Below are 25,761 nucleotides of genomic sequence, written 5' to 3'. Positions count from 1 at the left end.
GGGCGGCGCGATGTCGGCACACGGACGGGGGCCGCGGTCTCGGCCGGCGGGTTCAATCGACGAATTCGAGCGTCCGCAGCACCCGCTTGATCGACTCCAGGCTGTGTTTCCGCCTGCTGGGGTAGCTCGCCTGCCCCATCAGCGTGTTCGCGCCCACGGCGCAGAAGGTCAGCGAGCGCAGTCCCGGGGTTTTGGATTCGAACGACACCACGAACCCGTCCCAGCCCTTGCCTGCGATCGGCTCGATCGCGGCCTTGGGCAACCGCGCCGCCGCCTCGGTCAGCACCCAGACGCCGCCGTTCTTCCGCGCCGGGCAGTTGGCGTCCACATAGGTAGTCGGCTCGGTAGTGCTGGCCGTGCAGCGCAGGCCGAACCAGGGCTCAGCGTGCGGCCTGGGTTTTATGTAGTCCCAGTACACGCCGGAGTACGTCTCCACATCCAGCTTCTGAAGGTACGGCGCGTTGGCGCGGGAGAATTTTCCGGATGGCCGGTAGAACACCGCGTCGGCGGACGAAGGCGAGGTCCAGAAATAGTCGCCATCGTCGATCTTCAGGCGGATACGGCACTTGTCCACTTTCGCCACGACGTCGTTCGCGCCGCGCCTGAGCTCGATGTCGGACGGCACCCGGACGGGTTCGGCCGCACCGGCCGCGAGCGAAGCGGCGAGCACGGCAGGGCAGGCGGCCGCGACAAGAAAGGCTGGGAAGTTCATCGGGGCCTTCGCTGATGGGTAAGTCCGGATCGAACGCTGCATCGGCCCGGCGCGACAGCTTATCCGCCGCCGCTCACTTCGCCAGCCAGCGGATCATCGCGTCGATCTTGCCCCGGTACGGTGGCTTGATCATGTCGCTGCCGGCCTTGGAGCGCTGATAGAACACCGGCAGCAGCTTGCTGAAAGTATCGAAGCCGTTGCGGCCGTGGATGGCGCCGATGCCGCTGGGACCGATGCCGCCGAAGGGCAGGTCGTGGGCGCCGAAATGCAGCAGGGTGTCGTTGACGGTGACGCCGCCGGACAGGGTCTGGGTCAGGATCTTTTCGATCTGCGCCGAATCGTGGCCAAACGGATACAGCGCCAGCGGACGGTCGAGCGCATTGATGCGGGCGATGGCTTCATCGAGCGTGCGGTAGCTCAGGATCGGCAGGATCGGCCCGAAGATTTCGTGCTGCATCACCAGCGCGTCCATGCCCGGTTCGATCACCAGCGCCGGCGGGAAGATGCGTTCGGCTTCGCGCTGCTCGCGCGGGGCGGTGCCGGCGAAGGGCTCTTCGATGCGCAGGCCGCGCGTGCGCGCATCGTCGAGGTAACTCGACAACCGCGCGTACTGGCTGGCGTTGATGATGCGGGTGTAGTCGCGCGGCTCCACCAGATCGCCGTAGCGCTGCTGCAATTGCCGCAGCAGCGCGGCGACCAGTTCGTCGCGGCGCGCCGCATCGACCAGCACATAGTCCACGCCGATGCAGGTCTGTCCAGCGTTGAACCACTTGCCGCTGGCGATGCGCGCGGCGGCCTGTTCGATCGGATAGTCGGCGCAGATCAGCGCCGGCGCCTTGCCGCCCAGTTCCAGCGTGACCGGGGTGAGGTTGGGCGCGGCCGCGGCCATGACCTTGCGCCCGACCGCGGTCGAACCGGTGAACAGCAGATGGTCGAGCGGCAGCGCGGAAAACGCCGCGCCGACCTCGGGCCCGCCGATCGCCACGGCCACGCGGTCTTCCGGGAATACTTCGGCCAGCAATTCGCGCAGGAATCGTGCGACGCGCGGGGTGTGTTCGGACGGCTTCAGATAGACGTGATTGCCGGCGGCGATCGCCGACACCAACGGCACCAGGGCCAGGTTCACCGGGTAATTCCACGGCGACAGGATGCCGACCACGCCGACCGGTTCGGGCCGGATCTCCGCGCGCGCCGGCCAGAAGCGCCAGCCCACCGACGCGCCGCGCGGGCGCATCCAGCTCCGCAGGCGGCCGAGCGCGTGGTCGATCTCGGCCTGGGTGATCATGACTTCGGACAACAGGTTCTCGTGGCTGGAGCGATGGCCGAAGTCGCCGCGGATCGCCGCGTCCATTTCCGGGCCGCGCTCGCGGAATACGTCGCGCAGGCGGATCAGATCGGCGCGGCGCTGGGCGTAATCGGGCTTGCGCGCCTGCCAGGCGGCGCGCAGGCGCTCGCGGGTGGCGGCAAGGTCGGCGATCGGGGTGTCGGCGAGAATGTCCATACGCGGCAGTGTAGTCGTCCCGGCGGCACGGAAGTGTGCCGGCGACGGGGCGCGAGAGGCCAAGCAAGGGGGCGACGGCGGCCGTTGTGCGGCGCGGGCGCGAGTCGATCGCACGCCCATGTTCCGGTTTGCGCCGCGCATGGGCGGACGATGACAGCGGCCACTGGCCGAACCGCCCGCCGCTCGGGCAGGCTGCGCGCCACAGCCGGACGCGGGAGCCGCCGTTGATCGATTGGAACGCCGTCGAAGACTGCCTCGTCGCCGATGCGACGGCGGCGCTGCGCACATTGTTCGCCCGCCATCCCGAGCAGGCCTTCTATGCGGCCGCGCTGTACGGCGCGTACCGCGAACTCGACGGGCCGATCTATTTGCCGTCGCTGGCCGCCAACAGCCTGCAGGCGCTCGGCCGCGACACGCCGATGAGCGATCCGCCGCGCGAATTCCACAGCGAGGCCTGGAATCCGCCGGACTGGCAATGGCCGGAGCTCGACTTCGCCGGCCCGGCCCTGTGCGAGTGGGCCGCGCGGCTCGATCGCCACGCCCGCGACGCTAGCCGCGAGCAGTGGCTGGACAGCGAACGGCGCTGGTTGCAGGCGCTGGTCGCGGCCTGTCGCAGGATCGCCGAGGCGCTCGCCGCGCTGCCGATGCGGGCGCCGCTGTTCGTCGTGTTCGTGCACGACGAAGAGCACGCCGAAACCTTGCTGCGTCAATGTCTGGATGAGCCGGTCTTCACGCGCTTGTTTCCCGAGCAACTGGCGATCGAGCGAGAACGCGCGCGCATCGAGGCGCTGGCGCCGTCGGCGCGCGCCGAGGCTCTGGTCGAACTGGCGCGACGCCACGACAGTCTGCTGGGCTGGGAAGAAATCGACGAGCGCTGGTGTGCGATCGGCGCCGCGGCGGTGCCGGCATTGCTCGCGCGCTTGCGCGCGGACGCATGCGACTGGCGCGCTGCGATGCTGCTCGGACGCATCGGCGAAGCCACGACGAAAGTTGTCGAAGCCTTGCGGCGGCAGGCGGGCGAACGCGGCGAAGACTCCGCGCGCGCCTGGGCGGCGCGTTCGCTGGCGCTGCTGGGCGACAACGACTGGTTGTTCGCCCAGCTCGAACGCGGCGCCGGCACCCCGGCGCTCGAAGGCCTGTGCGCGCCGTACCGGCATCCGCGCGACGGCAGCCGCTGCCGGCTCGATTACGCGGTGCTGGAGCGCCTGCTCGCCGGGCCGGCGCGAACCGCGGCGCAGGCGCTGGAAATCCTCAAGCCCGGCAGCGGATACGGCACCCTGCGCGCGCAGGACATCGACGAAGCACTGCGCGGACTGCGTTCGCGCTTTCCGTTCGTGCGCCGGCACGCGGCCATCGTGCTGAGCGAGCGCGGCCTCGGCGCGCGCGCCGGCGAGCGCATCCTGCCGGCGCTGGCCGAGCGCATCGGCCGGGACGACGATCCCGAGGTGCGCTGGTTTTCGGTCCTGGGCCTGAGCGACTGGAGGTCCGATGCGCGGCCCTGGCACGCGGCGGTCGAAGCCGCCCTGGCCGACCCGGACCCGCGCGTGCGCGATGCCGCGCGGCGCTGCCTGGACGGTTGAACGGCCGCGCCGCGGGCGCCGGCCGTTCGACCGCCGCGGCGCATCGGCCGCCTTGCCGGCTGAGCCCAAACCGCGCCGCCGCGGCTGTTCGCCGCGCGCACCGCTTACAATGCCCGCATGAGCCTGCGCCCCTATCTCGACAGTTTCCCCACCCTCGGCGAACGCGTTTACGTCGATCCCGCCGCCACCATCATCGGTGCGGTCACCCTGGCCGACGACGTCTCGATCTGGCCCGGCTGCGTGGTCCGCGGCGACGTCAATTCGATCGCCATCGGCGCGCGCACCAACATCCAGGACGGCAGCATCGTCCACGTCACCCACGAAGGCCCGTTCACCCGCCCCGGCGGGCTGCCGACGGTGATCGCCAACGACGTGACCGTCGGCCACGGCGCCATCATCCACGCCTGCACCGTGGATGAGTTCGCCCTGATCGGAATGGGCGCGAAGATTCTCGACGGCGCCCGGATCATGCGCTTCGGCTTCGTCGGCGCCGGCGCGGTGATCGCGCCGGGCAAGGTGGTCGGCGAGGGCGAGCTGTGGGTCGGCAATCCGGCCCGGCTGGCGCGCCGCCTGAGCGAGCGCGAGATCGAGCAACTGCAATACAGCGCGCAGCACTATGTCCGCCTCAAGGACCGCTACCTGGGCATGTTGTCGGGCTAGTCAGGCCCGGCGGCCGCGTTTACAGTCGCGGCAGGGGAAAGCAGGACTCAGGGAGTCATCGCGACATGGAAGAAACGCAGAATCCGTACGCCGCGCCGAGCGCGCCGCCGCCGTTGCCCGCCGAAATGTGGGACCAAAGCGCCAAGGCCGATCGCGGCATCCGTCTGGTCGCGCGCCTGATCGACTGGGGTTTGCAGATGGCCTGCCTGGTGCCGTTGATCGTGATCGTGGCGATGAACCCGCAACAAAACGGCGAGACCCCGGATTTCACTCCGCTGCAGATCACCGGCATGGTGATTTGCGGCCTGGCCGTGCTGGGCCTGGCGATCTATCAGCTGGTGCTGCTGTACCAGACCTCGCAGACGCTGGGCAAGCGCTGGATGAATATCAAGATCGTGCGCAACGACGGCTCGCCGGCCAGCTTCGGCCGCATCCTGGGCCTGCGCATGGTGGTCACCGGGGTGATCGAACAAGTGCCCTGCCTCGGCGGCCTGTTCGCCCTGGCCAACGTGCTGTGGATCTTCGGCGAGGAAAGCCGCTGCCTGCACGACCTGCTGGCCGACACCAAGGTCGTCAACGCCTGATGCTCGACACGTACCGCCAGGTGGTGACACCCGAAGGGGTGGCCCTGCACCTGCGCGCGGCCGGTCCGGTGCCGCGGGCGCTGGCGTACGCGATCGATCTGGCCGCGCGCGGCGCCATCTACACCGCGTTTCTGCAGGCGCTCGTAGGCCTGTTCGGTGGCGTCGGCTACGCGCTGCTGATGCTGATCAGTTTCGTGCTGAGCTGGTTCTACTCGGTGCTGTTCGAAGTGCTGATGCAGGGCCGCACGCCGGGCAAATGGGCGCTGGGCCTGCGCGTGGTCGCCGCCGACGGCGCGCCGGTCGGCTGGATGGCGTCGTTCACCCGCAATCTGTTGCGCGTGGTCGATGCCTTGCCGGTCGGCTACGCGGTCGGGCTGACCACGTGCCTGATCGATCCCTGGGGCCGCCGTCTCGGCGACATGGTCGCCGGCACCCTGGTGGTGCACGCGCCGCGTCAGCAGATCCTGCATGAGGCCGCGGTGGCGCCGGCGATCGCGCCGAACCAGATGCTGCTGCAGCACGAACAAGCCGCCGTGGTCGCCTTCGCCGAACGCGGCCCGCGCCTGACCGCGGCGCGCCAGGCCGAACTCGCCGATCTGGCCGAGCCGCTGGTGCACGCGCGCGGCGAAACCGCGGTGACGCGGCTGTACGGCATCGCTAACTGGCTGCTGGGGCGACGATGAGGCAGGAGCGTTTCGTCGAGCGTCATCAGGCAGAGTGGCGCGAGTTCGAATTGTGGCTGGAGAAGCGTTCGCTCAGCGCGCGCGAGGCGCGCAAGCACCGGCGTTCGTGGACCGGCATCGGCGACGACGAAATGCCCGCGCGCCATCGGCGCCTGTGCCAGCAACTGGCGCTGGCGCGCCGGCGCGGCTACAGCGCGGTGGTCACCGACCGCCTGCAGTCGCTGATGCAGCGCGGCCACAGCGTGCTGTACCGGACCAAGCCGGTGCACGGGCGGCGCGCGATCGAATTCCTGCTGGCCGGTTTTCCGCGCCTAGTGCGCGCCGAATGGCGCTGCATGCTGGCGGCGGCGCTGCTGTTCGTGATTCCGCTGGTGAGCATCTTCGTCGCCATCCAGGTCAAGCCCGATCTGGCTTCGGGCCTGTTCGACGCGCAAACGCTGGCCAGTTACGAACAAATGTACGACCCGGCCTCCAAGCGCGAGCTGGGCCGCACCGACGAAGACGATCTGCAGATGTTCGCGCACTACATCGGCAACAACGTCGGCATCGGTTTCCAGACCTTCGCCGCCGGCCTGCTGGCCGGCTTGGGCACGGTGTTCGTGCTGATCTTCAACGGCATCACCATCGGCGGGGTCGCCGGGCATCTGCAGGCTGTCGGCCACGGCGATCCGTTCTGGCGTTTCGTCGCCGGCCATTCGGCGCCGGAACTCACCGCGATCGTCATCGCCGGCGGCGCCGGGTTGCGCATGGGCCTGAGCCTGCTGGCGCCGGGCCAGCGCCGCCGCGTCGATTCGCTGATCCACGGCGGCCGGCGCGGCGCCAAGATATGCATCGGCGTGTTCGCGATGCTGGTGTTCGCCGCCTTCGTTGAGGCGTTCTGGTCCTCGATCGCGAGCGTGCCGGCCTCGATCAAGTACACGGTCGGCGCGGCGCTGTGGGTGCTGGTATTCGCCTGGCTGGCGCGCGGCGGCCGCAACGCGATCCATCAAGACGACGAAGACGCGCAATGAAGCTCGAAGCGCTCACCGTCGCCCTGCGTCCGCGCACCTCGTGGGAGGCCTGCGAACTCGGCATGGCCCTGGTCCGCCGCCATGCCGGCGCGATCTGGAAGCCGTGGCTGCTGGTGACCTTGCCGCTGCTGGTGCTGCTCAACGCCGCCGGCTGGGCGCTGGACCTGCTGTGGCTGTCGGGCCTGTTGATGTGGTGGCTCAAGCCGTGGTTCGACCGCATCCCGCTGTTCGTGATTTCGCGCGCGGTGTTCGGCGAAACCCCGAGCACGCGCCAGACCGTGCGCGCGCAGCTGCGCTGGGGCGCGCGCTGGTGGCTGCCGTACCTGACCTGGCGCCGGCTGGGCCCGGCGCGTTCGCTGTACCTGCCGGTGGATCTGCTCGAAGGCGGCGACAGTTCGGAAGCGCGCCAGCGCCGCTCCGCGCTGGGCGCGCCGGTGTACGGGGTGTGCGCGCTGCTGACCTTGGTATGCGCCAATTTCGAAATGCTGATCGTCCTCGGCACGGTGTTCGCCGGTCTGGTCATCATTCCGTTCGACTATCTGCCCGACACGCTGAAGTCGCTGTGGGATTCCTTCCTCGAACAGCCGCACTGGATGAACGCGTTGTTCAACGGCCTGATCTGGATCGCGGTCAGCGTGATTGAGCCGTTCTACGTCGGCGCCGGTTTCGGTTTGTACCTCAACCGCCGCACCGAGATCGAAGGCTGGGACATCGAGATCGTGTTCCGCCGCCTGCGCGCGCGCCTGGCCGCGGCCGCCGCGCCGACGCTGCTGGCGTTGTGCCTGATGGCCGGCTGGCTGCCCGATGCCGCGGCGCAGATCGCCGACGGCGATGAACTCGCCGCCGCGGCGCAGGTCGCGGACGCGCCCATCGAGGCGAGCGACGACGACGATTCCGAGGAAGAGCCGTCGCACACCCGTACCGCGCCGATCCGCGAATTCGACAGCAGCAAGAAATCCAGGCGCCTGCCGTCCACGCTGGGCGAGTTGTACGGCGATGCGCGCGCCGACGACCGCAGCCTGCGCGAGGCAGTGGCCAAGGCGATGGTCGAACCCAGCGTCGCGCCCAAGCGCAAGCAGACGGTGTGGAAGGCCAAGAACGAGGTCGCCAAGGACGAGCCCAAGGCGCGCGACGGCGCCTTGTTCAAGGGCCTGGGCCAAGGGCTGGCGTCGGCGCTGCAGGTGCTGCTGTGGGGCATCGTGGCGGTGATCGTCGGCCTGCTGCTGTTCACCGCCGGACGCTGGCTGGGCTGGTTCCGCGGCGGCGGCGAGGAAGACGCGCCGGCGCCCGGCGAAGTGCGCACCGCGGTGCTGGCCGAACCCGAGCCGCTGCCCGACAACATTCCCACCGCGATCCGGCGCCTGTGGCAGAGCGGCCGCCATCGCGACGCGCTGGCGCTGATGTACCGCGCCGCGGTCGAATCGATGGCCGCGCGCGCGCAGATCGTGCTGGTGCCCGGCGCCACCGAGGCGCAGTGCCTGCGCGCCTCGCGCAAGCTCGGCGCGGCCGAAGACCGCGACGTGTTCGCGCGCGCGGTGCGCACCTGGCAGTACGCGGCCTATGCGCAGACCCTGCCCGGCAGCGAGGATTTCGACGATCTGGTCGGCCAGTTGGCGCAGCGCTTCGGGTGGACGGCATGAACCGCGGCAACGCGGTGTTCGTCGCCGTCGGCGCGGTCGTGGTGATCGCGCTGGCGCTGATCATCGGCGTGATCTGGAAGCGCGGCTACGTCAAGGTCGAGGAAACCGTCGATAGCCCGCGCACTGGCGAAGCCGCCAGCAATCCGCTGTACGTGCTCAAGCTGGCCTTGCAGAAGGACGGAGTGAAAGTCGACGCGCGCCAGCGCCTGCTGCTGTCCACGCACACGCTGAAGCCGCGCGACACGGTGCTGATCTATCGCGATCCGCGCACGCTGTCCGCGTCCGACGCCGATGCCTTGCTGGCCTGGGTGGAGCACGGAGGCCATTTGATCGTGCGCACGCCGCCGTGGCGCGAGAACATCGGCAGCTCGCCGGTGCCGGTGCTCGGCGCGCTCGGTGTGACCTTGCTCGACGCCGACGACGTGCCCGAGGCCGAGGATCAGCGCGACCAGTGCGTGGGCCTGTACGAGCGCAGCAACGCGCCGCAGGACTTGTTCTGCAACGCGCGCCGGTTCTATTTCTATAACAGCGAGGTCGATCCGGATTTCGCCTGGGGCGATGAGGACAGCGCTTACGTCTACGCGCGCTTTCCTTTCGGCGAGGGCAAGGTCGATGTGCTGTCGGACCTGGATTTCCTGTCCAATCGCGGCGGCACCGGCAATCCGTTTCTCGACGGCCTGGGCATGGGCGGGCGCGATCGCATCGCCAAGCCGGGCAGCGCCGCGCTGGCGCGGCAGATCCTGGCGCCGAACTACCGCGCCGGCACCATCCACCTGATCTACGCCGCCGAAGTTCCGTCGCTGTGGAAGACCCTGATCGTCAACAGCTGGATGGCGTGGCTGCCGCTGCTGCTGTGGCTGCTGGGCTGGCTGTGGCAGCGCATGCAGCGGCTGGGGCCGTTGCGGCCGGCGCCGGCGATGGAGCGGCGTTCGCTGCTGGAACACATCGTCGCCAGCGGCGAACACATCTACCGCTACGGCTACGGCCCGAGCCTGCACGCGGCGGTGCGCGCCGCGTTCCTGGCGCGGCTGCGCCGGCGCGATCCGTATGCCGCGGCGATCCAGGGCGAGGCGCAGATCGATCTGCTCGCCCAGCGCTACAAGAACGAACCCAACCTCGACGTCGCCGCGATCCGCGACGCCCTGGCCACTCCGCTGGCGCGCGACCACGCTGCGTTCCGCGCCCGCATCGCCAATTTGATCCGCATGAGAAACCGCTTATGAGCCTCGACGCCGCTCCGCTCGTTCCGATCACCGGCGCCGCGCTGGCGCAACGCGCCGCCGATGTGCGCGAGCAAGTCAGCAAGGCCTTCATCGGCCAGGCCGACGTTCTCGACCAGATCCTCATCGCCTTGCTCGCCGGCGGCCACGCGCTGCTGGAAGGCGTGCCCGGCCTGGGCAAGACCCTGGTGGTGCGCGCGCTGTCCAAGGCCCTGGATTGCGGCTATGCGCGCGTGCAGTTCACGCCCGACCTGATGCCCAGCGACATCAGCGGGCACGCGGTGTACGACCCTAAAACGGAGAGCTTCAATATCCGCCGCGGGCCGGTGTTCACCAATTTGCTGTTGGCCGACGAAATCAATCGCGCCCCGGCCAAGACCCAGTCGGCCTTGCTCGAAGCGATGCAGGAACTGCAGGTCACCATCGAAGGCCACAGCTTCGAACTGCCGCCGCCGTTCCTGACCCTGGCCACGCAGAACCCGGTCGAGCAGGAAGGCACTTACCCATTGCCCGAAGCGCAGTTGGACCGGTTCCTGCTGAAGATCCTGATCGACTACCCCAGCCGCGCCGACGAAAAGCGCATGGTCACCGCGGTCAGCCTGGGCCGCAGCGCGTCGGATTTCGATCTCTCGCAGGTGCAGCGCGTGCTGGGTCCGGAAGAGATCGTGGCGATGCAGCAAGGCACCGCGCTGGTACGGGTGGATGAGGCGGTGATCGACTACGTGGTGCGCATCGTCGGCAAGACCCGCGACTGGGCCGGCATCGCGCTCGGCGCCGGTCCGCGCGGCAGCCTCGGGCTGGTGCGCGCGGCGCGCGCGCAGGCGGTGCTGTCGGGCCGCGATTTCGTCACTCCCGACGACGTGCGCGAAGTCGCCAAGCCGGTGCTGCGCCATCGCATCGCGCTGGCGCCGGAGTTGCAGATCGAGGGCCAGTCGCCCGACGACGTGCTGCACACCCTGCTCGCCACGGTGGAAGCGCCGCGTCAATGAAATCGGCCTTGCCGCCGCCGCTGCCGGTCGCCTCCAGCGACGCCGATCTGTCGGTGCCGCGCGATCGCGCGCTGCCGCGGCGCGGTTGGGCGCGGCCGGCGCCGCGCTGGGCGTGGCTGGTGCTGCCGTGGTCGGCGCTGGGCCTGGCGGCCAGCGCGGGCTGGCTGCACGCGCAGGCGTGGCAGGCGGCGACGATCGTGGTGCTGCTGATTGCGATCATCGATCTGGCGCGGCTGTTGCGCGCGCCGACACCGCAAGCCGCGCGCAAGATGCACGACACCTGGGCGATCGGCGTGGAACGCCCGGTCACGTTGACGGTGGAAGCGAGCCAGCGCCGGCAACGCGTGGACGCGTTCGACCTGCATCCCGGCGGCTGGGCGATGCGCGATTTGCCGCGCCGTCTGGATCTGCGCCGCGGCGAGGCTGCGATCTTCGATTACCAATTGCGCGCCAACATGCGCGGCGATTTCCAGTTCGACGGCGTGCAACTGCGCATGCATTCGCCGTGGGGCCTGTGGTGGCAGTCGCGGGTGACCGGCGAAATCCAGCGCGTGCGCGTGTTTCCCAATTTCGCCCCGCTGGCCAAGTTCGCGATGTTCAGCGCCGAACAGGCGTCGCGGCTGGTCGGCGCGCACGTCAAGCGCCGCCGCGGCGAAGGCACCGACTTCCATCAGATGCGCGAATACCGCGTCGGCGACAGCCTGCGCCAGATCGACTGGAAGGCGACCGCGCGCGCGCGCCGGTTGATCTCGCGCGAGTACCAGGACGAACGCAACCAGCAACTGGTGCTGATGCTCGACACCGGCCGCCGGCTGATGGCGCGCGACGGCGCCTTGTCGCATTTCGATCACGTGCTGGACGCGGCGCTGGTGGTGGCGTATCTGGCGCTGCGTCAGGGCGACGGCGTCGGCTTGCTCGCCAACGGCGGCCAGAGCCGCTGGGTGCCGCCGCAGCGCGGCGTCGGCGCGATCGACAACCTGCTGCGCGCCAGCTACGCGCTGCAACCGCAGCCGATCGCCACCGACTTCCTCGCCGCGGCCACCGAACTGTCGCTGCGCCAGCGCCGCCGCTCGCTGGTGATGCTGGTGACGAACCTGCGCGACGAAGACATGGACGACCTGCTCGCCGCCGTGCGCATGCTGCGCGGGCGTCACCTGGTGTGCGTGGCCAGCCTGCGCGAAGGCTCGCTCGACCAGGCGCTGGACGAAGACGTCGGCGACCTGTCCGGCGCCATCCGCGCCGGCGCCACCGCGCAGTACCTGGAGCACCGCGTGCGCGCGCACGAAGCCCTGCGCAATCACGGGGTCATGGTTCTGGACGTGAGCTGCAGCCAGCTGGCGGCGTCGTTGGTGGAGAAGTATCTCGCGGTTAAGCGGGACGGGTTGCTGTAAGGGTGGTAAGCCGTGGCGGTTCGCTTCGACACGCACAGACACGATGCAATTGATCCTTCGTTCCCCTCACACCTTCGCCATCCCACCTACCGCTTCCCCCCTTTGAAAAAGGGGGGCTAGGGGGGATTTGCTTTTTGCCCGCATAGAGCAGCAAAAGCAAATCCCCCACGTCCGCTGCGCGGCCGTTCGCCCCCTCTTCAAAGGGGGCAACAGCAAAGGCGTAGCGATGACAGCGGCCCGCGCAATCGCAGCACTTCATCGCCCCATTCGGCAAGCGGCCATCGCATACGCCCGCCCCGACGAGCGCTCAGTTCGGTGCGGTCGCCCGCTCCAACTCCGCCAACGAAGCCATCGCCTCGCCGCGATCGCGTCCGCACATCTCGAACGAAGGCTGCAACGAACCGCAGAACGCCGGCCGCTCCGGCTTGCCGAACAAGCGGCAACGCAGTTCGTCGTCCAGCTGCACGCACGGAATTCCCGCCGGCTTGCCGTGCGGCATGCCGGGAATCGGCGAGGTGATCGACGGCGCGATGCAGCACGCGCCGCATTGGTCGCGGCAATGCATGGCCGGCTCAACCGCCCTGCGCGGGCCGGCGCACGAGGATCGCCGCCAGCAGCAGGCCGACACCGGCCAGCGAGACCAGGGTGTTGGCGACGCTCATCGCGGCCAACTGGATCGAGAGCGAACTGATCGAGGCGTGTTCGTGCTGCGTGGACCACATGATCCAGGCTTGAGTGCCCAGGCCCAGCAACGAACTGAGCAGCAACAGTCCGAAGCCCAGGCTGGCGTAGGTGCTGGCCTTGCCCAGCGAGGGCTTGCGCATCAGGCACAACGACAGGCCGAGCACGTACAGCAGCATGCCCGGCAATGCCATCAGCAGGTTCGGCAGCACCGAGAGCATGAATTGGTTCATCGCGGCGCCTTTGCGGCTGCGGCGGCGCCGCGATCGCATCGCTCGCGGCGCAGGCATCGAAAAGCCGATGCGCGCGAAGCACGCGCGCGCGATCGCGACCGCATGCCGCTCAGTCCGCCGTGACCAGCGACAACGCGCCCTGGCGCAGTTGCGCGTACACCGGATCGGTGTCCGGACGCTTGCGGTGCCAGCGCTCGAAACTTTCCGCGGCCTGTTCGACCAGCATGCCCAGGCCGTCGATGCGATCGTGTGCGCCGGCGACCTTGGCCCAGGCCAGGAACGGAATCGCCGCTTCGCCGTAGCTCAGGTCCACCGCCGCGGTGCGCGGCGTGGCCAGGCTCATCGGCAAGGTCGGCATGGCGTCGTCGCGCGCGGCCGAGGTCGCGTTGACGATGAGGTCGAAGTTGCCGAGCGTGCTCACGTCGGACAGGTAACGCGGATGCACGCGGCCGGGCAGGCCGAGCGTGTCGGCGAGCGCGTCGGCGCGTTCGGGCGTGCGGTTGACGATGAACAGATCGCCGATGCCGGCATCCAGCAGCGCCGGCGCCACGCCGCGCGCCGCGCCGCCCGCGCCGATCAGCAGGGTGCGGCGTTCGCGCAGGTCCAGGCCGTGGCGTTCGGTGAGGTCGCGGATCAGGCCGACGCCGTCGGTGTTGTCGCCTTCCCAGCCGGTGGCGCTGCGGATCAATGTATTGACCGCGCCGGCGCGGCGGGCGCGATCGCTCAGGTGCGAGCAGATGCTGGCGGCGCGCGTCTTCAACGGCAGGGTGATGTTGGCGCCCAGTCCGCCCTCGGCGGCGAATTCGGCCAGGGCCACGTCGAAGCGCTCCGGCGCGGCGTCCACCCCGACGTACTCCAGCGCGATCCCGAACTGGCGCGCGAACGCGGCATGGATGCGCGGCGACAGCGAGTGGGCGACCGGATGGCCGAAGACCGCGTAACGCAGGACCGGGCTGGACGAACTGGAATCCATCGACATGAGCGCGCCTCGTTCTAGACTGTGGACCCTTCCGTTGGGAGACGCACAATGCGGCACGCCAGGGTCTGGTTTGGATCGAGTGTACTCCTCGCCTGCGGGCTCGCCAGCACGGTCCACGCGGGCCTGAGCGAATTCGGCATAGAAGGCATGGGCATTGTCTCGACCCCGCACAGCGAAGTGCGCGCGAGCGTGAGTCCCGACGGACGGCGCATCGTCTGGGGCAGCAGCGACCGCCCCGGCGGACCGGCCGGGCGCGACCTGTGGCAGGCCCGCCGGGTCGATGGCCGCTGGCAGAACCCCGAGCCGTTGTCGATCAACACGGCGTCCAAGGACTACGACCCCATGTTCAGCGGCGACGGCCGCTGGCTGTATTTCTTCTCCGACCGCCCCGGCGGCTTGGGCAACGAAGACCTGTACCGCGCCGCGGTCCTCGACGACGGCGGCTACGGCCCGGCCGAGAATCTCGGCCCCGGAGTCAACACCTCCGGCAGCGAATGGGCGCCGACGCCGAGCCGCGACGGCCAGCACCTGATGTTCGCCAGCGACGGACGCGGCGGCGCCGGCGGCCAGGATCTGTGGATCGCACGCTGGGACGGCAAGGCCTTCGTCGATCCGCAACCGGTTCCGGGCATCAACACCGAGGCGGACGAATTCGACGCAACCTGGCTCGGCGATGGACGCGCGATCGTGTTCACGCGCTCGGACGACGTCAAAACCAAGGCGGTGCGTTTGTTCGTCGCCCAATGCGACGGCCGCCAGTACGGTCGGGCCGAACTGTTGCCGTTGTCGTTCAACAACGAGGACGGTTTCACCTACGGCCCGGTGATCGACTGGAACAAGCCCGGCGAACTGTTACTCAACGGCACCGCCAAGTCGCCGAAGGCCGGCAAGCAGGACATCTACCGGATGAAAGCGCCGGCGGTGACCGGGCAGGGCGGCTGCGTCGCCGATGCGGTGCTCAAGGAAGGCCGGCAGCGCGCGCTGCCGCGGATTCGATGAGCCTGCGGCGCCGGTTGGAAACGAGAGGCCTGCCGATGAAAACCGCGATGCGTCCCGCGCCGATGTCTTCGTTGCGATTCGCTGCCGGTCTCGCGCTATGCGCGTTCGCCGGCGGCGCCTGGGCCTTGTCGGAATTCGGCATCGAAGGCATGGGCGTGGTCTCCACGCCGCACAGCGAAGTGCGCGGCGCGGTCAGTCCGGACGGTCAGCGCATCGTCTGGGGCAGCACCGATCGCGGCGGCGGCGCGGGCGGTTGGGATCTGTGGCAGGCGCGCTGGATCGACGGCCGCTGGCAGCAGCCCGAACCGCTCGCCATCGACAGCGCGGCGAACGATTTCGATCCCTTGTTCAGTGCAGACGGCCGCTGGCTGTATTTCTTCTCCAACCGCGCCGGCGGCCAGGGCGGCGACGATCTGTATCGCGCCGCGGTGCGCGCCGACGGCGGTTACGGCGCGGCGGAAAACCTCGGGCCCGGCGTCAACAGCCGCGGCGACGAATGGGCGCCGACGCCGAGTCGCGATGGCCATCGTCTGTTGTTCGCCAGCAACGGCTTCGGCGGCGCCGGCCGTCACGATCTGTTCGTGGCGAGCTGGAACGGCAAGGCCTTCGCCGATCCCAAGCCGGTGCCGGGCATCAATACGGCGCAGGACGAATTCGACGGCGCCTGGCTCTCCGATGGCCGCGCGATCGTGTTCGCGCGTTCGAAGAACGTCGCCGACGATCCGATCCGTTTGTACGTAGCGCAATGCGACGGCGCGGCGTACACCGATGCGGCGCCGCTGGCGTTGTCGTTCAATACCGACAGCGGCTACACGCTTGGGCCGACCGTGGATTGGAACAAGCCCGGCGAGCTGTTGGTCAGCGGTTCGGCGAAATCGCCGAAAGCGGGGAAGATGGATATCTACCGGATGAAAGCGCCGGCGGCGACGGGCAAGCCCGGCTGCGGTGCGTCTGCCACGTCGAAATAACGCGCAGCGGCCAGCCATTCGTCGGCCGCCAACGGTCATGCGCGTTTGATGCGGTGCATGAGGATCGCGCGCGCGCACCGCGCCGCGATTCCGCCGATCCGCGTCCATTCGCCGCCCATCGGATACGCGCATGCGCGCGCGGCCTCGCCCGACGGCGAGTGCCTATGCTGCGCCGGCCACATTCAGTGGCTGACCAAAAAGGACTTTCGATGCGCAACATGAAACGTCGTACAGGGGGCTTGTTGTTGTCGTTGCTGTTGACGGTCGCCGCGGCGCCGTCGCTGGCCGCTCCGATCGGCGGCACCAACCCGCAGCCTCCGCAACCCAGCTGGGGCACCTGGGACGCGACCGTGCGTTGGGTGCAACCGCATACCGTTCCCGGCCCGAACGGCCCGCTTCGTTACACCTACACCTATGCGCACATCTCGGCTGCTTCGCAGAGCGATTGCGAAACGCAGCTGTACGGCTATGCCAGCCAGTCCGGCGTCACCGTGATCGACTTCTGCACCTTCCACTCGTTCTGACGTAGTTCGCCGCGGGGCCGTGCGGCCGGCCTCGTGGTATGGGGATGATCGCAACGCGACGGATACGGACATACGCGAGCATGCGAACGAAATCGATGGTGCGCAGCGCATGATCTACGACAAGAAGGTCATCGTGCATTCGCTCAGCGGCGCGCTGGACGATATGCAGGCCCTGGTCGAACAGTGGCTGACGCTCGAAGTGAACTATGTGTCCTTCGTCGGACTCAATGCGTCGCAGCTGCAGGACGAGTTCCTGGATGCCTGCGTGATGCTGAGCATCCGTGACGGCTGGACACCCGCTGACGAAGCCGATCCCTACTTCATTTTTTCCAGCTTCTTCGACGGCGAGCGGATGGACGAAGCCATGGAATTTGCGTTCGTTCTCGGCAGTCGCCCGGTCAGGCCGGTTTGCGTGCTGCAGATTTAAGCGCGCGAAGCCGATGCCAACTCAGTACGGCGCTTAGAGCGGCGTCCAAGTCAACGGATTGAAAATGATCGTGGCGATATCCGTAGCGCGGACTTGCCCGGATTCAGTTCGCCTCGCGCATCCACCGCGCCGCATCCAATGCGAAATAGGTCAACACGCCGTCGGCGCCGGCGCGCTTGATCGAGGTCAGCGCTTCCATCACGCAGCCGCGTTCGTCGAGCCAACCGTTCTGGATGGCCGCGCGCAGCATCGCGTACTCGCCGCTGACCTGGTAGACGAAGGTCGGCGCGCCGAATTCGTCCTTGGCCCGGCGCACGATGTCCAGGTACGGCATGCCCGGCTTGACCATGATCATGTCCGCGCCTTCTTCCAGATCCAGCGCGATCTCGCGCAGGGCCTCGTCGCTGTTGGCCGGGTCCATCTGGTAGGTGTACTTGTTGCCCTTGCCGAGCGCGCCGGCCGAGCCGACCGCGTCGCGGAACGGGCCGTAGAAGCTGGACGCGTACTTGGCGCTGTAGGCGAGGATGCGGGTGTGGATGTGGCCGTCGAGTTCCAGCGCGTTGCGGATCTGGCCGATGCGGCCGTCCATCATGTCGCTGGGCGCGACGATGTCGGCGCCGGCGACGGCGTGCGACAGCGCCTGCTTGACCAACGCTTCGACGGTTTCGTCGTTCATGACGTAGCCGCTGTCGTCGATCAATCCGTCCTGGCCGTGGGTGGTGTACGGGTCCAGGGCGACATCGGTGATCACGCCCAACTGCGGGAAGCGCTGCTTGAGCGCGCGCACGGCGCGCTGGCACAGGCCGTCGTCCTGCCACGCGGCTTCGGCGGTCAGCGACTTGGCGTCCGGCGCGGTCACCGGGAACAGCGCCAGCGCCGGCACGCGCAGTTCGCTGGCCTGTTCGGCCACGCGCAGCAGTTCGTCGATCGACAGACGTTCGATCCCGGGCATGGAACCGACCGGCGCGCGGCCGTCGAGTTCGTGCACGAAGACCGGATAGATCAGGTCGTTGGCGGTGAGGACGGTCTCGCGCATGAGTCGGCGCGAGAAGTCGTCGCGGCGCATCCGCCGCGGGCGCGAGTAGGGGTAGGTCATGGCGGGTAGTTTACCCCCGCGCGGCGGGGCGGCCTGCGACCGGCGGTCGCGGCTGGGCGGTGACGCTGTGTTCTGCCCGATCCGGCAAGCCCGCTTGTCTCTCCCTCTCCCGCCTGCGGGAGAAGGCCTGAAGACCGGTCAGTCCGAATACACCCGATATCGCAGCGGCCGCACATGCACCGTGCTGCCCGAAGCCGGCGTCACCGCGTCCGGCGTCGCCACCAGATCCAGCTCCAGGGGCCGCTGCTGGCCGTCGATGCTCAGCTCCAGGGTGATCCGCTCGGCCAGGCGGTGCGAGGACAGCACCCGCGCCGGCAGGCCCTCGCCGTCGCCGACCAGGGCCATGTCGTGCGGCCGCACGTACAGGCGCGCGCGGCTGCGGCTGTTGCTGTCTACCGGCAGGCGCAGGGCGTGGCCGTTGACCGACAGCTCGCCGCCCTCGGTCTGGCCTTCGATGACGTTGGCGCGGCCGATGAAATCGAACACGTAGGCCGAGGCCGGCGTGCTGTAGATCTCATCGGGCGTGCCGATCTGTTCGATCCGGCCGTCCTTGAGCACGACCACGCGGTCGGCCAGTTCCAGCGCTTCTTCCTGATCGTGAGTGACGAACAAGGTGGTCTGGCCGGTGTGATCGTGCAGCCGGCGCAGCCAGCGGCGCAGTTCGACGCGTACCTTGGCGTCGAGCGCGCCGAAGGGTTCGTCCAGCAGCAGCACGGTCGGGTCGATCGCCAGCGCGCGCGCCAGCGCGACGCGCTGCTTCTGCCCGCCGGAGAGTTGTTCTGGATAACGCCCGCCTAGTTCCGGCAACTGGATCAGCCCCAGCAATTCCTGCACGCGCTTGGCGATGGTCGCCTTGTCCGGCCGCCGCGAACGCGGCCGGCTACGCAGGCCGAAGGCGATGTTCTCCGCCACCGTCATGTGTTTGAACAAGGCGTAGTGCTGGAACACGAAACCGACGTTGCGCTCGCGCAGGCTCAGCCGGGTCGCGTCCTGATCGCCGAACAGCAACTGGCCCGAATCGGGTTGCAGCAGGCCGCCGATGACCCGCAACAGCGTGGTTTTGCCCGAGCCCGAAGGCCCGAGCAAGGCGACCAGCTCGCCGGAGGCGACATCCAGGCTCACCGCATCCAGGGCGGCGACGGTCGCATAACGCTTGGCGATGGCTTTGAGGTGCAGATCCATTCGTGGCGATACCTAGTGAAACGATGCTCGGTGAATCAATGCCTGCGGTGCGAACGCGCGAGCGCGTCGCCATGACGCGCTTCCAGCCAGATCTTGATCACCAGGGTGACCAAGGCCAGACCGGCCAACAGCGAAGCCACCGCGAACGCCGGGGTCGGGTCGCCGGGGTGGTTGAACAACACTTCCACATGCAGCGACAGCGTATTGGTCTTGCCCACGACGTTGCCCGACACCACCGTGACCGCGCCGAACTCGCCCATCGCCCGCGCGCTGCACAACAGCACGCCGTAGAGCAGGCCCCATTTGATGTTGGGCAAAGTCACGCGGAAAAACATGCTCCAGGCGTTGGCGCCGAGCGAGCGCGCGGCCAGTTCCTCGTCGCTGCCTTGCTGTTCCATCAACGGAATCAGCTCGCGCACCACGAACGGGAAGGTCACGAACATCGTCGCCAGCACGATGCCGGGCGTGGCGAACATGATCTTGAGATCGTAGGCGTTGAGAAAATCCGCGAAGAAACCGTGCGACGGGCTGAACAACAGGATCAGGCACAGGCCGGCGACCACCGGCGACACCGCGAACGGCAGATCGATCAGCGCCAGCAGCATGCGCTTGCCGCGGAATTCGAAGCGGGTCAGCGCCCAGGCCGCGAACACGCCGCAGATCGCGTTGACCGGCACCACGATCGCGGCGGTGAGCAAGGTGAGTTTCAGCGCCGCCACCGTGTTGGGTTCGGTGACCGCGTTCAACCAGGCCTTCAGGCCGTTGCCGAAGGCGGTGCCCAGCAGCATCAGCAGCGGCAGCACCACGATCAGCAGCATGACCGCGCCGGCCGCGCCGATCAGCAGCCAGCGCACCCAGGCCGGCTCCTGCAAGGGATCGCGTTGCGGCGGAAGGCGCGGCTCAACCATCGCTGCGATTACCGTGCGAGAACAAGGCGGACGCGGCATTGATCGCGACCAGACAGGCGAACGACATCAGCAGCAGCAAGGTCGCCAGCACGATGGCGGCGTTGATGCCGTTGTCCTCGAACAAGCGGATGGTGATCAGCAGCGGCGCGATCTGGGTCTTCATCGGCAGGTTGCCGGCGATGAAGATCACCGAGCCGAACTCGCCCAGGCCGCGCGCGAACGCCAGCGAGAAACCGGTCAGCAGCGCCGGCAGCAATTCGGGCAGGACCACGCGGCGCAGCGCGGTCAGGCGCGAGGCGCCGAGCGAGATCGCGGCTTCTTCCTGTTCGCGGCCCAGTGCTTCCAGCACCGGCTGCACCGTGCGCACCGCGAACGGCAGGCCGATGAAGATCAGCGCGATGACGATGCCGGTGATGTTGTTGACCAGCTTGATGCCGAAGGGCTGCACCAGCTGGCCGATCCAGCCGGTCTCGTCGTAGATCGCCGCCAGGGTGATGCCGGCGACCGCGGTGGGCAGCGCGAACGGCAGATCGACCAGGGCGTCCATCAGGCGCCGGCCCGGAAAGCGGTAGCGCACCAGCACCCAGGCGATCAGCGCGCCGAACACCAGCGCGGCCACCGCGGCGATGAAGGCGCTCAAGAAGCTGACCCGCAGCGAGGACAGCACCAGCGGATCGGAAACCGTGCGCAGCCAGCCGGCCACGCCGAGGCCGCCGGAGCGCAGGATCAGCGCTGCCAGCGGCAGCAGGACGATCAGTCCGAGCCACGTCATGCCGATGCCCAGGCCGAGGCCGAGGCCGGGTAACGGCCGGCGCCAGCGGGTGGCGGAGGTCGGCAGGGGAAGGGCGTGCTCGCTCATGTGGCGTGGGCGGCAGAGGTTTTGTGAGGGCGAAGGGAGGTGACGCTATCGCAGATACGCGGGCCTTTGGAAATGTGCGTTGGTTGTTTCGAGGTGCGAGATGGCGATATGGGTGGGGATTGTGGCGTTGGGGTGGTTCCGGGGAGGTGAATGGGCGGTTGTGGGTGTGCCGGGGCGTGATGTCGGCGATTTGACGGGTTCGGGGCGAGATGTCGTGTCGCCGCTCAGGTTGTTGCTGCCCTTGGTTGTTGCTTTGATCCGCCTTGCCTTGCCTTGCCTTGCCTCTGTCTCTGTCTTTGCTCTTGCCGTGGCCATTGCCATTGCCTCGCTCTGGCTTGGCGCAGCTAGTAACTCGCGAGACCAGGGACACCCGGAGGGCGGCGCACATGGACGTGCGCCGGGTCCCACCTTGGGCAGGATGCCCAATGTGGGACCTGCCTGCGCAAGCTACGTACTCGTGGCTTTTGATTCGAAACAGCTAAAGCCCTTTCTTTGGTTACTTTCTTTGTGGCTTTGGACAAAGAAAGTGACCCGCCGCTCTATGGCGGAAGCTTTAGGCGTTTGATCTCGCTCTTGCTCGTTCTGTTGCAGTTGCTGTTGCTTGAGGCTTCTTTTGCTCGTCATTCCCGCGAACGCGGGAATCCAGCGACTTCAAGCGTTCTCGCACGAAAGGCCCTGGATTCCCGCGTTCGCGGGAATGACGGTAGGAGAGAGTGCGCAGGGCTGGTTGTTTCGATTAAGGACTACAGGTTCGTTAGAAGCCTTAGAGGCGCCCAAGCAAGATCAAACACAACAAACAAGATCAAACGCTAAACGCTTCCGCCATAAAGCGGCGGGTCACTTTCTTTGTCCAAAGCGACAAAGAAAGTAACCAAAGAAAACGCATTGACTGTTTCGAGTCAAAAGCCACGAGTGCGATGCCGACGCAGGCAGGTCCCACATTGGGCATCCTGCCCAAGGTGGCACCCGGCGCACGTCCATGTGCGCCGCCCTTCGGGTGTCCATCGGTCTCGCGAGTTACTAGCGGCGCCGGGCCAGAGCTGAGCCAAAGCCAAAGCGAAGCAGGGTCGAGCAAAGCCAGAGCGAAGCAGAGCTAGAGCGAAGTAGAGCTAGAGCAAGGCAGGGCCAAGCCGGAGCGAAGAGCAGCGCAAATATCCGTTGGCGCAGCGGGCTGGCGAAAATATGTTCACCCGCCGCGCGCCGCCGTACTTATCACTTCGGCAAATAGATCTTGTCGAAGAACCCGCCATCGGAGAAATGCGCCGCCTGCGCCTTCTTCCAGCCACCGAACGCGCCATCGATGGTGACCTGCTTCACTTCCGGGAACTTGCTCAACTCCGCCGCCGGCACCTTGTCCGGCTCCGACGGGCGATAACCGTGCTTGGCCGCCAGGCGCTGGCCTTCCGGGGTGTAGAGGAAACGCAGATAGGCCTCGGCCTGCTTGCGCGTGCCGTGCTTGTCCACGTTCTTATCGACCCAGGCCACCGGCGGCTCGGCCTTGATGCTCAGGCTCGGCACGACGATCTCGAACTGGTCGCGGCTGCTGGGCTGGGCCAGGGTCAGCAACGCTTCGTTTTCCCAGGCCAACAGCACGTCGCCGATCTTGCGATCGACGAAGGTGGTGGTCGAACCGCGCGCGCCGGTGTCGAGCACGGGCACGTTCTTGAATAACTGCGTCAGGAAGTCCACGACCTTGTCGCCGTCGCGGTACTTGGTCGACGCCCAGGCCCACGCGGCCAGATAGTTCCAGCGCGCGCCGCCGGAGGTCTTCGGGTTGGGCGTGATCACGCTGACGCCGGGCTTGACCAGATCGCCCCAGTCCTTGACGCCCTTCGGATTGCCCTTGCGCACCAGGAACACGATGGTGGAGGTGTAGGGCGAGCTTTGATGCGGCAGGCGCGTCTGCCAGTTGGCCGGCAACTGCTTGGAGGCGGCGATGGTGTCGATGTCGCCGGCCAGCGCGAGCGTGACCACATCGGCCTCCAGGCCGTCGACTACCGCGCGCGCCTGCTTGCCCGAGCCGCCGTGCGAGGCGCGGATGTTGAGGGTTTCGCCGGTCTGCTGTTTCCACTGCGCGGCGAACACCTGATTGACCTCGGCGTAGAACTCGCGGGTCGGATCGTAGGACACGTTGAGCAGTTCGGCGTCCTTGGCCGAGGCTGCGCCCGCGGCGAGCGCCAGGCTGAGCAGCATCAGTCGGAAAGCGGTTTTCATCGTAGGTTCCTCTGCTGGGTAGCGGTGCTCAGAAAGCGAGCTGTGCGCGGGTGAAGAAGGCTTTTTCGTCTTCGCGGTCGCGGCCCGCGGCCGCGCCGCCGTCGAATTGGGTCTGGGTGTAGTTGGCGACGAGTTTGAGGTTGCCGGTCAGGTACCAGTTCAAGCCCAGGCCCCACGAACGCGCCGCCGCGGCGACGACGTTGGGGTCGGCGTAGCGCGGGAAAGCGGCGTCGTCGATGTCCAGGCGGCCGTAGCGCGCGACCAGTTCGAATGCGCCCCAGCCTGCACCACCGACCGTAAAAGCTTGGTTAGGCCGGGCCACGCCCTTGTAGCCGGCGTCTTCGCCGGTCAGCACCAGGCCGGCGGTGAGTTGCCAGGCGCGATGGTCGAGTTCGGTGTCGAACGCGCCGATCCGTACTTCCTGGCTGGAGCTGACGTATTCGCCGAGCAGGCTGAACGCGTTGCGGTAGTAATACGCCTGCGGCGACCAGCGCTTGCTGGCGCCGTCGGCGAGCACGGTGCTGCGGTAGTTGAAGAACTGCGCCTGGCCCGGCGTGCGATAACGCGGCAGGAAATTGTTGCCGCTGCCGGCGCGGTCGCCGGCGCTGGCGCCGACACCGAAGCCCAGGCCCGACAGCGCGTTGCTGGCGTTCTTCCACGGCTCGAAGAAGATCCGCCCGGCGTATTCGAATTCGTTGTCGGGATTGGTGGTCGGGCTGTCGCGGCCATCGACCGCGCCGTTGAACACGCCGAGCGCGTAGGACACGGTGGAACCGGCGAATTCGCCCTGCAACTGCAGGCCCAGATCGCGGTTGGGCGTGAGTTCTGAGGCCAGGCCCAGTTCGATCAGGCCGGTGGAACCGCTCGACTGCAGGCGTTCCAGGCCGACCGGGCTCTTGAACTTACCGATGCGCAAAGTCGCGCGCGGATCGAATTTCAGATCGAGGTAGGCATCGTTGATGGTCGCGCTGTCGCCGGCGAACTCGGTCAGGATGCGGAAGCCGATCAGCGAACCCCAGGTGCCTTCGATGCTCGGCTGGATGCGGCGGAACAGGAAGGTGTCGTTCTGCGGCACTTGCTCGTCGCCGATGAAGAAGCGGCCGTCGGCCTGCACCAGTGCCTTGACCTTGACTTCGACATCGCCCGGCGGCGGCGATTTGATCGACAGGCCCTTGCTCGCGCTCAGCGACACCGTGGGCGTGCTGGCGGTGCGGGCCGCGCTTTCCTCGGCCTGCAGTTCCAGCTTGCGTTCGATCACGCGCAGGCGCTGATCCAGGTCGGTCAGGTCGTTGCCGGCGACAGCGTTGTCGCTTGACGTGCCGAGCCGTTGCTCGATCGCCTTAAGCCGTTGCGCGAGTTCGGCCACGGTCGGCTCGCCGGCCTGCGCGGGCAAGGCCAGGACGCAGGCGAGCGCGCTGCACAGCGAGGTGGCTGCGATGCGTGACGTTCGCGCTGGTCTTACCCGGATTCGCATGATGTGCTCCTTGGATCGGTGCTGACGGTGGATTAGCCCGCGCGATGCGCAGGAAAAACAAACGAGGTTGAAGTGGCCGGACATCGCAGCCGCCGGCGAACACGCTGTGCAACTTCGCCGGACCAGGTTCCCCCCTGGGTCCAGCGCCCCGCTTAACTCCAGGATTCGCCCGCCACTTCGACCGGCACGCGTTGGCTGCGCGTGATCTCGACGATGCGCGAATCCTGGACGACGACTTCGATCTTGCCCGCGCCCAATTCGCGCACCGCCTTGAGCAGCACGTACTCGGTATCGCTGAGGTTGACGATGTTGATTTCCGGCTCGGGATCGCGCGCGATTTCGTAACGCACGGTCGACACCTGCGGCGCGGCGTCGGCCGCGGGCTTGCGCGCGCGGCTCGCGGCGGGTTTGCGGGCGCTTTCGCGGCTCATGCGCGGTCTCCGCCATAGGCCAGTGTCGCCACCGGCAGGAAGGTCGCATCCAGCAGCGCGGGATCGAGCGCGGCGGCGCCGAAGTCCGGCGCCAGCGCGAGTTCGTGCAGGCTGCGGCGGTCTAGCACGGACGAAAGCGCGTCGCGCGCCTCGCGCATCAGCGCGCGCAGGCTGCAGGCGTCGGGATCGGGGCAATCGGCGCAGGGCTGATAGGCGCTGACGCTGGCGCAGCGCACCGGCGCGAGCGGACCGTCGATGGCGCGGATCAGGTCGCCGACCATGATCTGGTCGGCCGGCCGCGCCAGGGCGTGGCCGCCTTTCTGGCCGCGGCGGCTGTCGATGAAGCCGGCTTCGCGCAGGTCCACCAGGATGGATTCGAGAAACTTGCCGGGCGCGCCGCTGTGTTCGGCGATCGCGCGGGCCTGCAGGCGGCCGTGGCGCGGCGCGTAAGCCGAGTCGGCCGGCAGCCGGCCGCCTTCGGCGCGAGCGAGCGCGCACATCGCCCGCAAAGCGTACTTGGCCTTCATCGTCAGCATTTCCCAGTCACCATGTAGGAAATGTGGCCGCGGGCGGTGGCTCAGGGGAAAAGGTAATGCTTCATCTGCTTATGACGAGGGGGCATGTGCCTGGGTGTGCCTTCCTCCCAACCTCGCCCGGCCCGAACACATAAGCGTTCGGGCGTTCGATGCCGCGCGAGCCGATGGCTCGCAAGCGCGGCCCTCACCCCGCTCGCGGGAGAAGGTGCCCGGAGGGCCTGCCCCCGCGAAGGCGGGGGGCGGATGAGGGCCCGCACCACCGCGCCGCCCCGTTACGATG

General features: G+C 68.0%; 26 protein-coding genes. 13 read left to right on the top strand and 13 right to left on the bottom strand.

Annotated features, from left to right (window positions below):
• Window positions 1-52: 52 nt before the first annotated feature.
• Together AB4Y92_RS18260 and AB4Y92_RS18255 are read right to left on the bottom strand one after the other, a co-directional pair.
• Window positions 53-712, bottom strand: coding sequence for a hypothetical protein (locus AB4Y92_RS18260; RefSeq protein WP_441820951.1), 660 nt, complete (start codon window positions 710-712; stop codon window positions 53-55).
• Window positions 713-785: 73 nt separating this feature from the next.
• Entirely contained in the window at window positions 786-2,213 is a 1,428-nt protein-coding gene (locus AB4Y92_RS18255; RefSeq protein WP_441820950.1) for a coniferyl aldehyde dehydrogenase, read from the bottom strand.
• Between the two features lie 224 nt (window positions 2,214-2,437).
• On the opposite strand from AB4Y92_RS18255, the gene AB4Y92_RS18250 reads away from it, so the two are divergent.
• The 9 genes from AB4Y92_RS18250 to AB4Y92_RS18210 all read left to right on the top strand — a co-directional run bounded on the left by AB4Y92_RS18250 (window position 2,438) and on the right by AB4Y92_RS18210 (window position 11,970).
• Entirely contained in the window at window positions 2,438-3,793 is a 1,356-nt protein-coding gene (locus AB4Y92_RS18250; RefSeq protein ID WP_441820949.1) for a HEAT repeat domain-containing protein, read from the top strand.
• A gap of 117 nt (window positions 3,794-3,910) precedes the next feature.
• Window positions 3,911-4,453: a gamma carbonic anhydrase family protein gene (locus AB4Y92_RS18245; protein ID WP_057944941.1), complete on the top strand. Its 543-nt coding sequence runs from the start codon at window positions 3,911-3,913 to the stop codon at window positions 4,451-4,453.
• Between the two features lie 65 nt (window positions 4,454-4,518).
• On the top strand, window positions 4,519-5,037 hold the full coding sequence (locus tag AB4Y92_RS18240) for an RDD family protein (RefSeq protein WP_441820948.1): 519 nt from the start codon (window positions 4,519-4,521) through the stop codon (window positions 5,035-5,037).
• Window positions 5,037-5,720 carry an RDD family protein gene (locus tag AB4Y92_RS18235; protein ID WP_441820947.1) on the top strand — a complete coding sequence of 228 codons (684 nt, stop codon included), beginning with the start codon at window positions 5,037-5,039 and terminating at the stop codon, window positions 5,718-5,720. Before AB4Y92_RS18240 ends, AB4Y92_RS18235 begins: the two co-directional genes overlap by 1 nt.
• On the top strand, window positions 5,717-6,730 hold the full coding sequence (locus tag AB4Y92_RS18230) for a stage II sporulation protein M (protein ID WP_441820946.1): 1,014 nt from the start codon (window positions 5,717-5,719) through the stop codon (window positions 6,728-6,730). The genes AB4Y92_RS18235 and AB4Y92_RS18230 overlap by 4 nt, the downstream gene beginning before the upstream one ends.
• Window positions 6,727-8,370, top strand: coding sequence for a DUF4129 domain-containing protein (locus AB4Y92_RS18225; RefSeq protein ID WP_441820945.1), 1,644 nt, complete (start codon window positions 6,727-6,729; stop codon window positions 8,368-8,370). Before AB4Y92_RS18230 ends, AB4Y92_RS18225 begins: the two co-directional genes overlap by 4 nt.
• Complete coding sequence (locus tag AB4Y92_RS18220) at window positions 8,367-9,593, top strand: DUF4350 domain-containing protein (RefSeq protein WP_441820944.1); 1,227 nt, start codon at window positions 8,367-8,369, stop codon at window positions 9,591-9,593. Before AB4Y92_RS18225 ends, AB4Y92_RS18220 begins: the two co-directional genes overlap by 4 nt.
• A complete protein-coding gene (locus tag AB4Y92_RS18215) occupies window positions 9,590-10,579 on the top strand; it encodes an AAA family ATPase (RefSeq protein ID WP_215058423.1) in 990 nt (329 codons plus the stop codon). The genes AB4Y92_RS18220 and AB4Y92_RS18215 overlap by 4 nt, the downstream gene beginning before the upstream one ends.
• The gene (locus tag AB4Y92_RS18210; RefSeq protein ID WP_441820943.1) at window positions 10,576-11,970 is read left to right on the top strand and encodes a DUF58 domain-containing protein; all 1,395 of its coding nucleotides are present in this window, start codon (window positions 10,576-10,578) and stop codon (window positions 11,968-11,970) included. Before AB4Y92_RS18215 ends, AB4Y92_RS18210 begins: the two co-directional genes overlap by 4 nt.
• A 307-nt stretch (window positions 11,971-12,277) precedes the next feature.
• Here the strand turns inward: AB4Y92_RS18210 and AB4Y92_RS18205 are convergent, their stop codons facing one another.
• From AB4Y92_RS18205 to aroE, 3 genes are all read right to left on the bottom strand, one after another.
• Window positions 12,278-12,535, bottom strand: a complete 258-nt coding sequence (locus tag AB4Y92_RS18205) for a YkgJ family cysteine cluster protein (protein ID WP_441820942.1) — start codon at window positions 12,533-12,535, stop codon at window positions 12,278-12,280.
• 7 nt (window positions 12,536-12,542) lie between these two features.
• Complete coding sequence (locus AB4Y92_RS18200) at window positions 12,543-12,884, bottom strand: hypothetical protein (RefSeq protein ID WP_441820941.1); 342 nt, start codon at window positions 12,882-12,884, stop codon at window positions 12,543-12,545.
• A gap of 109 nt (window positions 12,885-12,993) precedes the next feature.
• The gene (gene aroE / locus AB4Y92_RS18195; RefSeq protein WP_441820972.1) at window positions 12,994-13,857 is read right to left on the bottom strand and encodes a shikimate dehydrogenase; all 864 of its coding nucleotides are present in this window, start codon (window positions 13,855-13,857) and stop codon (window positions 12,994-12,996) included.
• A 153-nt stretch (window positions 13,858-14,010) separates the two neighbouring features.
• On the opposite strand from aroE, the gene AB4Y92_RS18190 reads away from it, so the two are divergent.
• From AB4Y92_RS18190 to AB4Y92_RS18175, 4 genes are all read left to right on the top strand, one after another.
• A complete protein-coding gene (locus AB4Y92_RS18190; protein ID WP_441820940.1) occupies window positions 14,011-14,862 on the top strand; it encodes a TolB family protein in 852 nt (283 codons plus the stop codon).
• A gap of 35 nt (window positions 14,863-14,897) precedes the next feature.
• Window positions 14,898-15,830, top strand: a complete 933-nt coding sequence (locus AB4Y92_RS18185) for a TolB family protein (protein ID WP_441820939.1) — start codon at window positions 14,898-14,900, stop codon at window positions 15,828-15,830.
• A 218-nt stretch (window positions 15,831-16,048) separates the two neighbouring features.
• Window positions 16,049-16,354 carry a hypothetical protein gene (locus AB4Y92_RS18180; protein WP_441820938.1) on the top strand — a complete coding sequence of 102 codons (306 nt, stop codon included), beginning with the start codon at window positions 16,049-16,051 and terminating at the stop codon, window positions 16,352-16,354.
• Window positions 16,355-16,463: 109 nt separating this feature from the next.
• A complete protein-coding gene (locus AB4Y92_RS18175) occupies window positions 16,464-16,781 on the top strand; it encodes a hypothetical protein (RefSeq protein WP_441820937.1) in 318 nt (105 codons plus the stop codon).
• Window positions 16,782-16,884: 103 nt separating this feature from the next.
• On the opposite strand, the gene hemB is transcribed toward AB4Y92_RS18175, so the two are convergent.
• The 8 genes from hemB to AB4Y92_RS18135 form a co-directional block, all read right to left on the bottom strand.
• Window positions 16,885-17,877, bottom strand: coding sequence for a porphobilinogen synthase (gene hemB / locus AB4Y92_RS18170; protein WP_441820936.1), 993 nt, complete (start codon window positions 17,875-17,877; stop codon window positions 16,885-16,887).
• A 138-nt stretch (window positions 17,878-18,015) separates the two neighbouring features.
• A complete protein-coding gene (locus tag AB4Y92_RS18165) occupies window positions 18,016-19,059 on the bottom strand; it encodes a sulfate/molybdate ABC transporter ATP-binding protein (protein WP_441820935.1) in 1,044 nt (347 codons plus the stop codon).
• Between the two features lie 35 nt (window positions 19,060-19,094).
• A complete protein-coding gene (cysW, locus tag AB4Y92_RS18160) occupies window positions 19,095-19,967 on the bottom strand; it encodes a sulfate ABC transporter permease subunit CysW (RefSeq protein WP_441820934.1) in 873 nt (290 codons plus the stop codon).
• Entirely contained in the window at window positions 19,960-20,826 is an 867-nt protein-coding gene (gene cysT, locus AB4Y92_RS18155; protein ID WP_441820933.1) for a sulfate ABC transporter permease subunit CysT, read from the bottom strand. The genes cysW and cysT overlap by 8 nt, the downstream gene beginning before the upstream one ends.
• 1,212 nt (window positions 20,827-22,038) lie before the next feature.
• Window positions 22,039-23,040 carry a sulfate ABC transporter substrate-binding protein gene (locus AB4Y92_RS18150; RefSeq protein WP_441820932.1) on the bottom strand — a complete coding sequence of 334 codons (1,002 nt, stop codon included), beginning with the start codon at window positions 23,038-23,040 and terminating at the stop codon, window positions 22,039-22,041.
• A 28-nt stretch (window positions 23,041-23,068) separates the two neighbouring features.
• Window positions 23,069-24,514 (bottom strand): OprO/OprP family phosphate-selective porin, encoded by a 1,446-nt coding sequence (locus tag AB4Y92_RS18145; protein WP_441820931.1) that lies wholly within the window; start codon window positions 24,512-24,514, stop codon window positions 23,069-23,071.
• A 152-nt stretch (window positions 24,515-24,666) separates the two neighbouring features.
• Entirely contained in the window at window positions 24,667-24,945 is a 279-nt protein-coding gene (locus tag AB4Y92_RS18140; protein ID WP_441820930.1) for a hypothetical protein, read from the bottom strand.
• Entirely contained in the window at window positions 24,942-25,481 is a 540-nt protein-coding gene (locus AB4Y92_RS18135) for an RrF2 family transcriptional regulator (RefSeq protein ID WP_441820929.1), read from the bottom strand. The genes AB4Y92_RS18140 and AB4Y92_RS18135 overlap by 4 nt, the downstream gene beginning before the upstream one ends.
• Window positions 25,482-25,761 lie beyond the last annotated feature (280 nt).

Origin of the sequence: Lysobacter sp. TAB13 (assembly GCF_052113885.1) — a bacterium.
Taxonomy (GTDB): domain Bacteria; phylum Pseudomonadota; class Gammaproteobacteria; order Xanthomonadales; family Xanthomonadaceae; genus Lysobacter; species Lysobacter gummosus.
The sequence above is the reverse complement of the archived record's forward strand: the minus strand, read 5'-3'. Positions and strand labels throughout refer to the sequence as shown.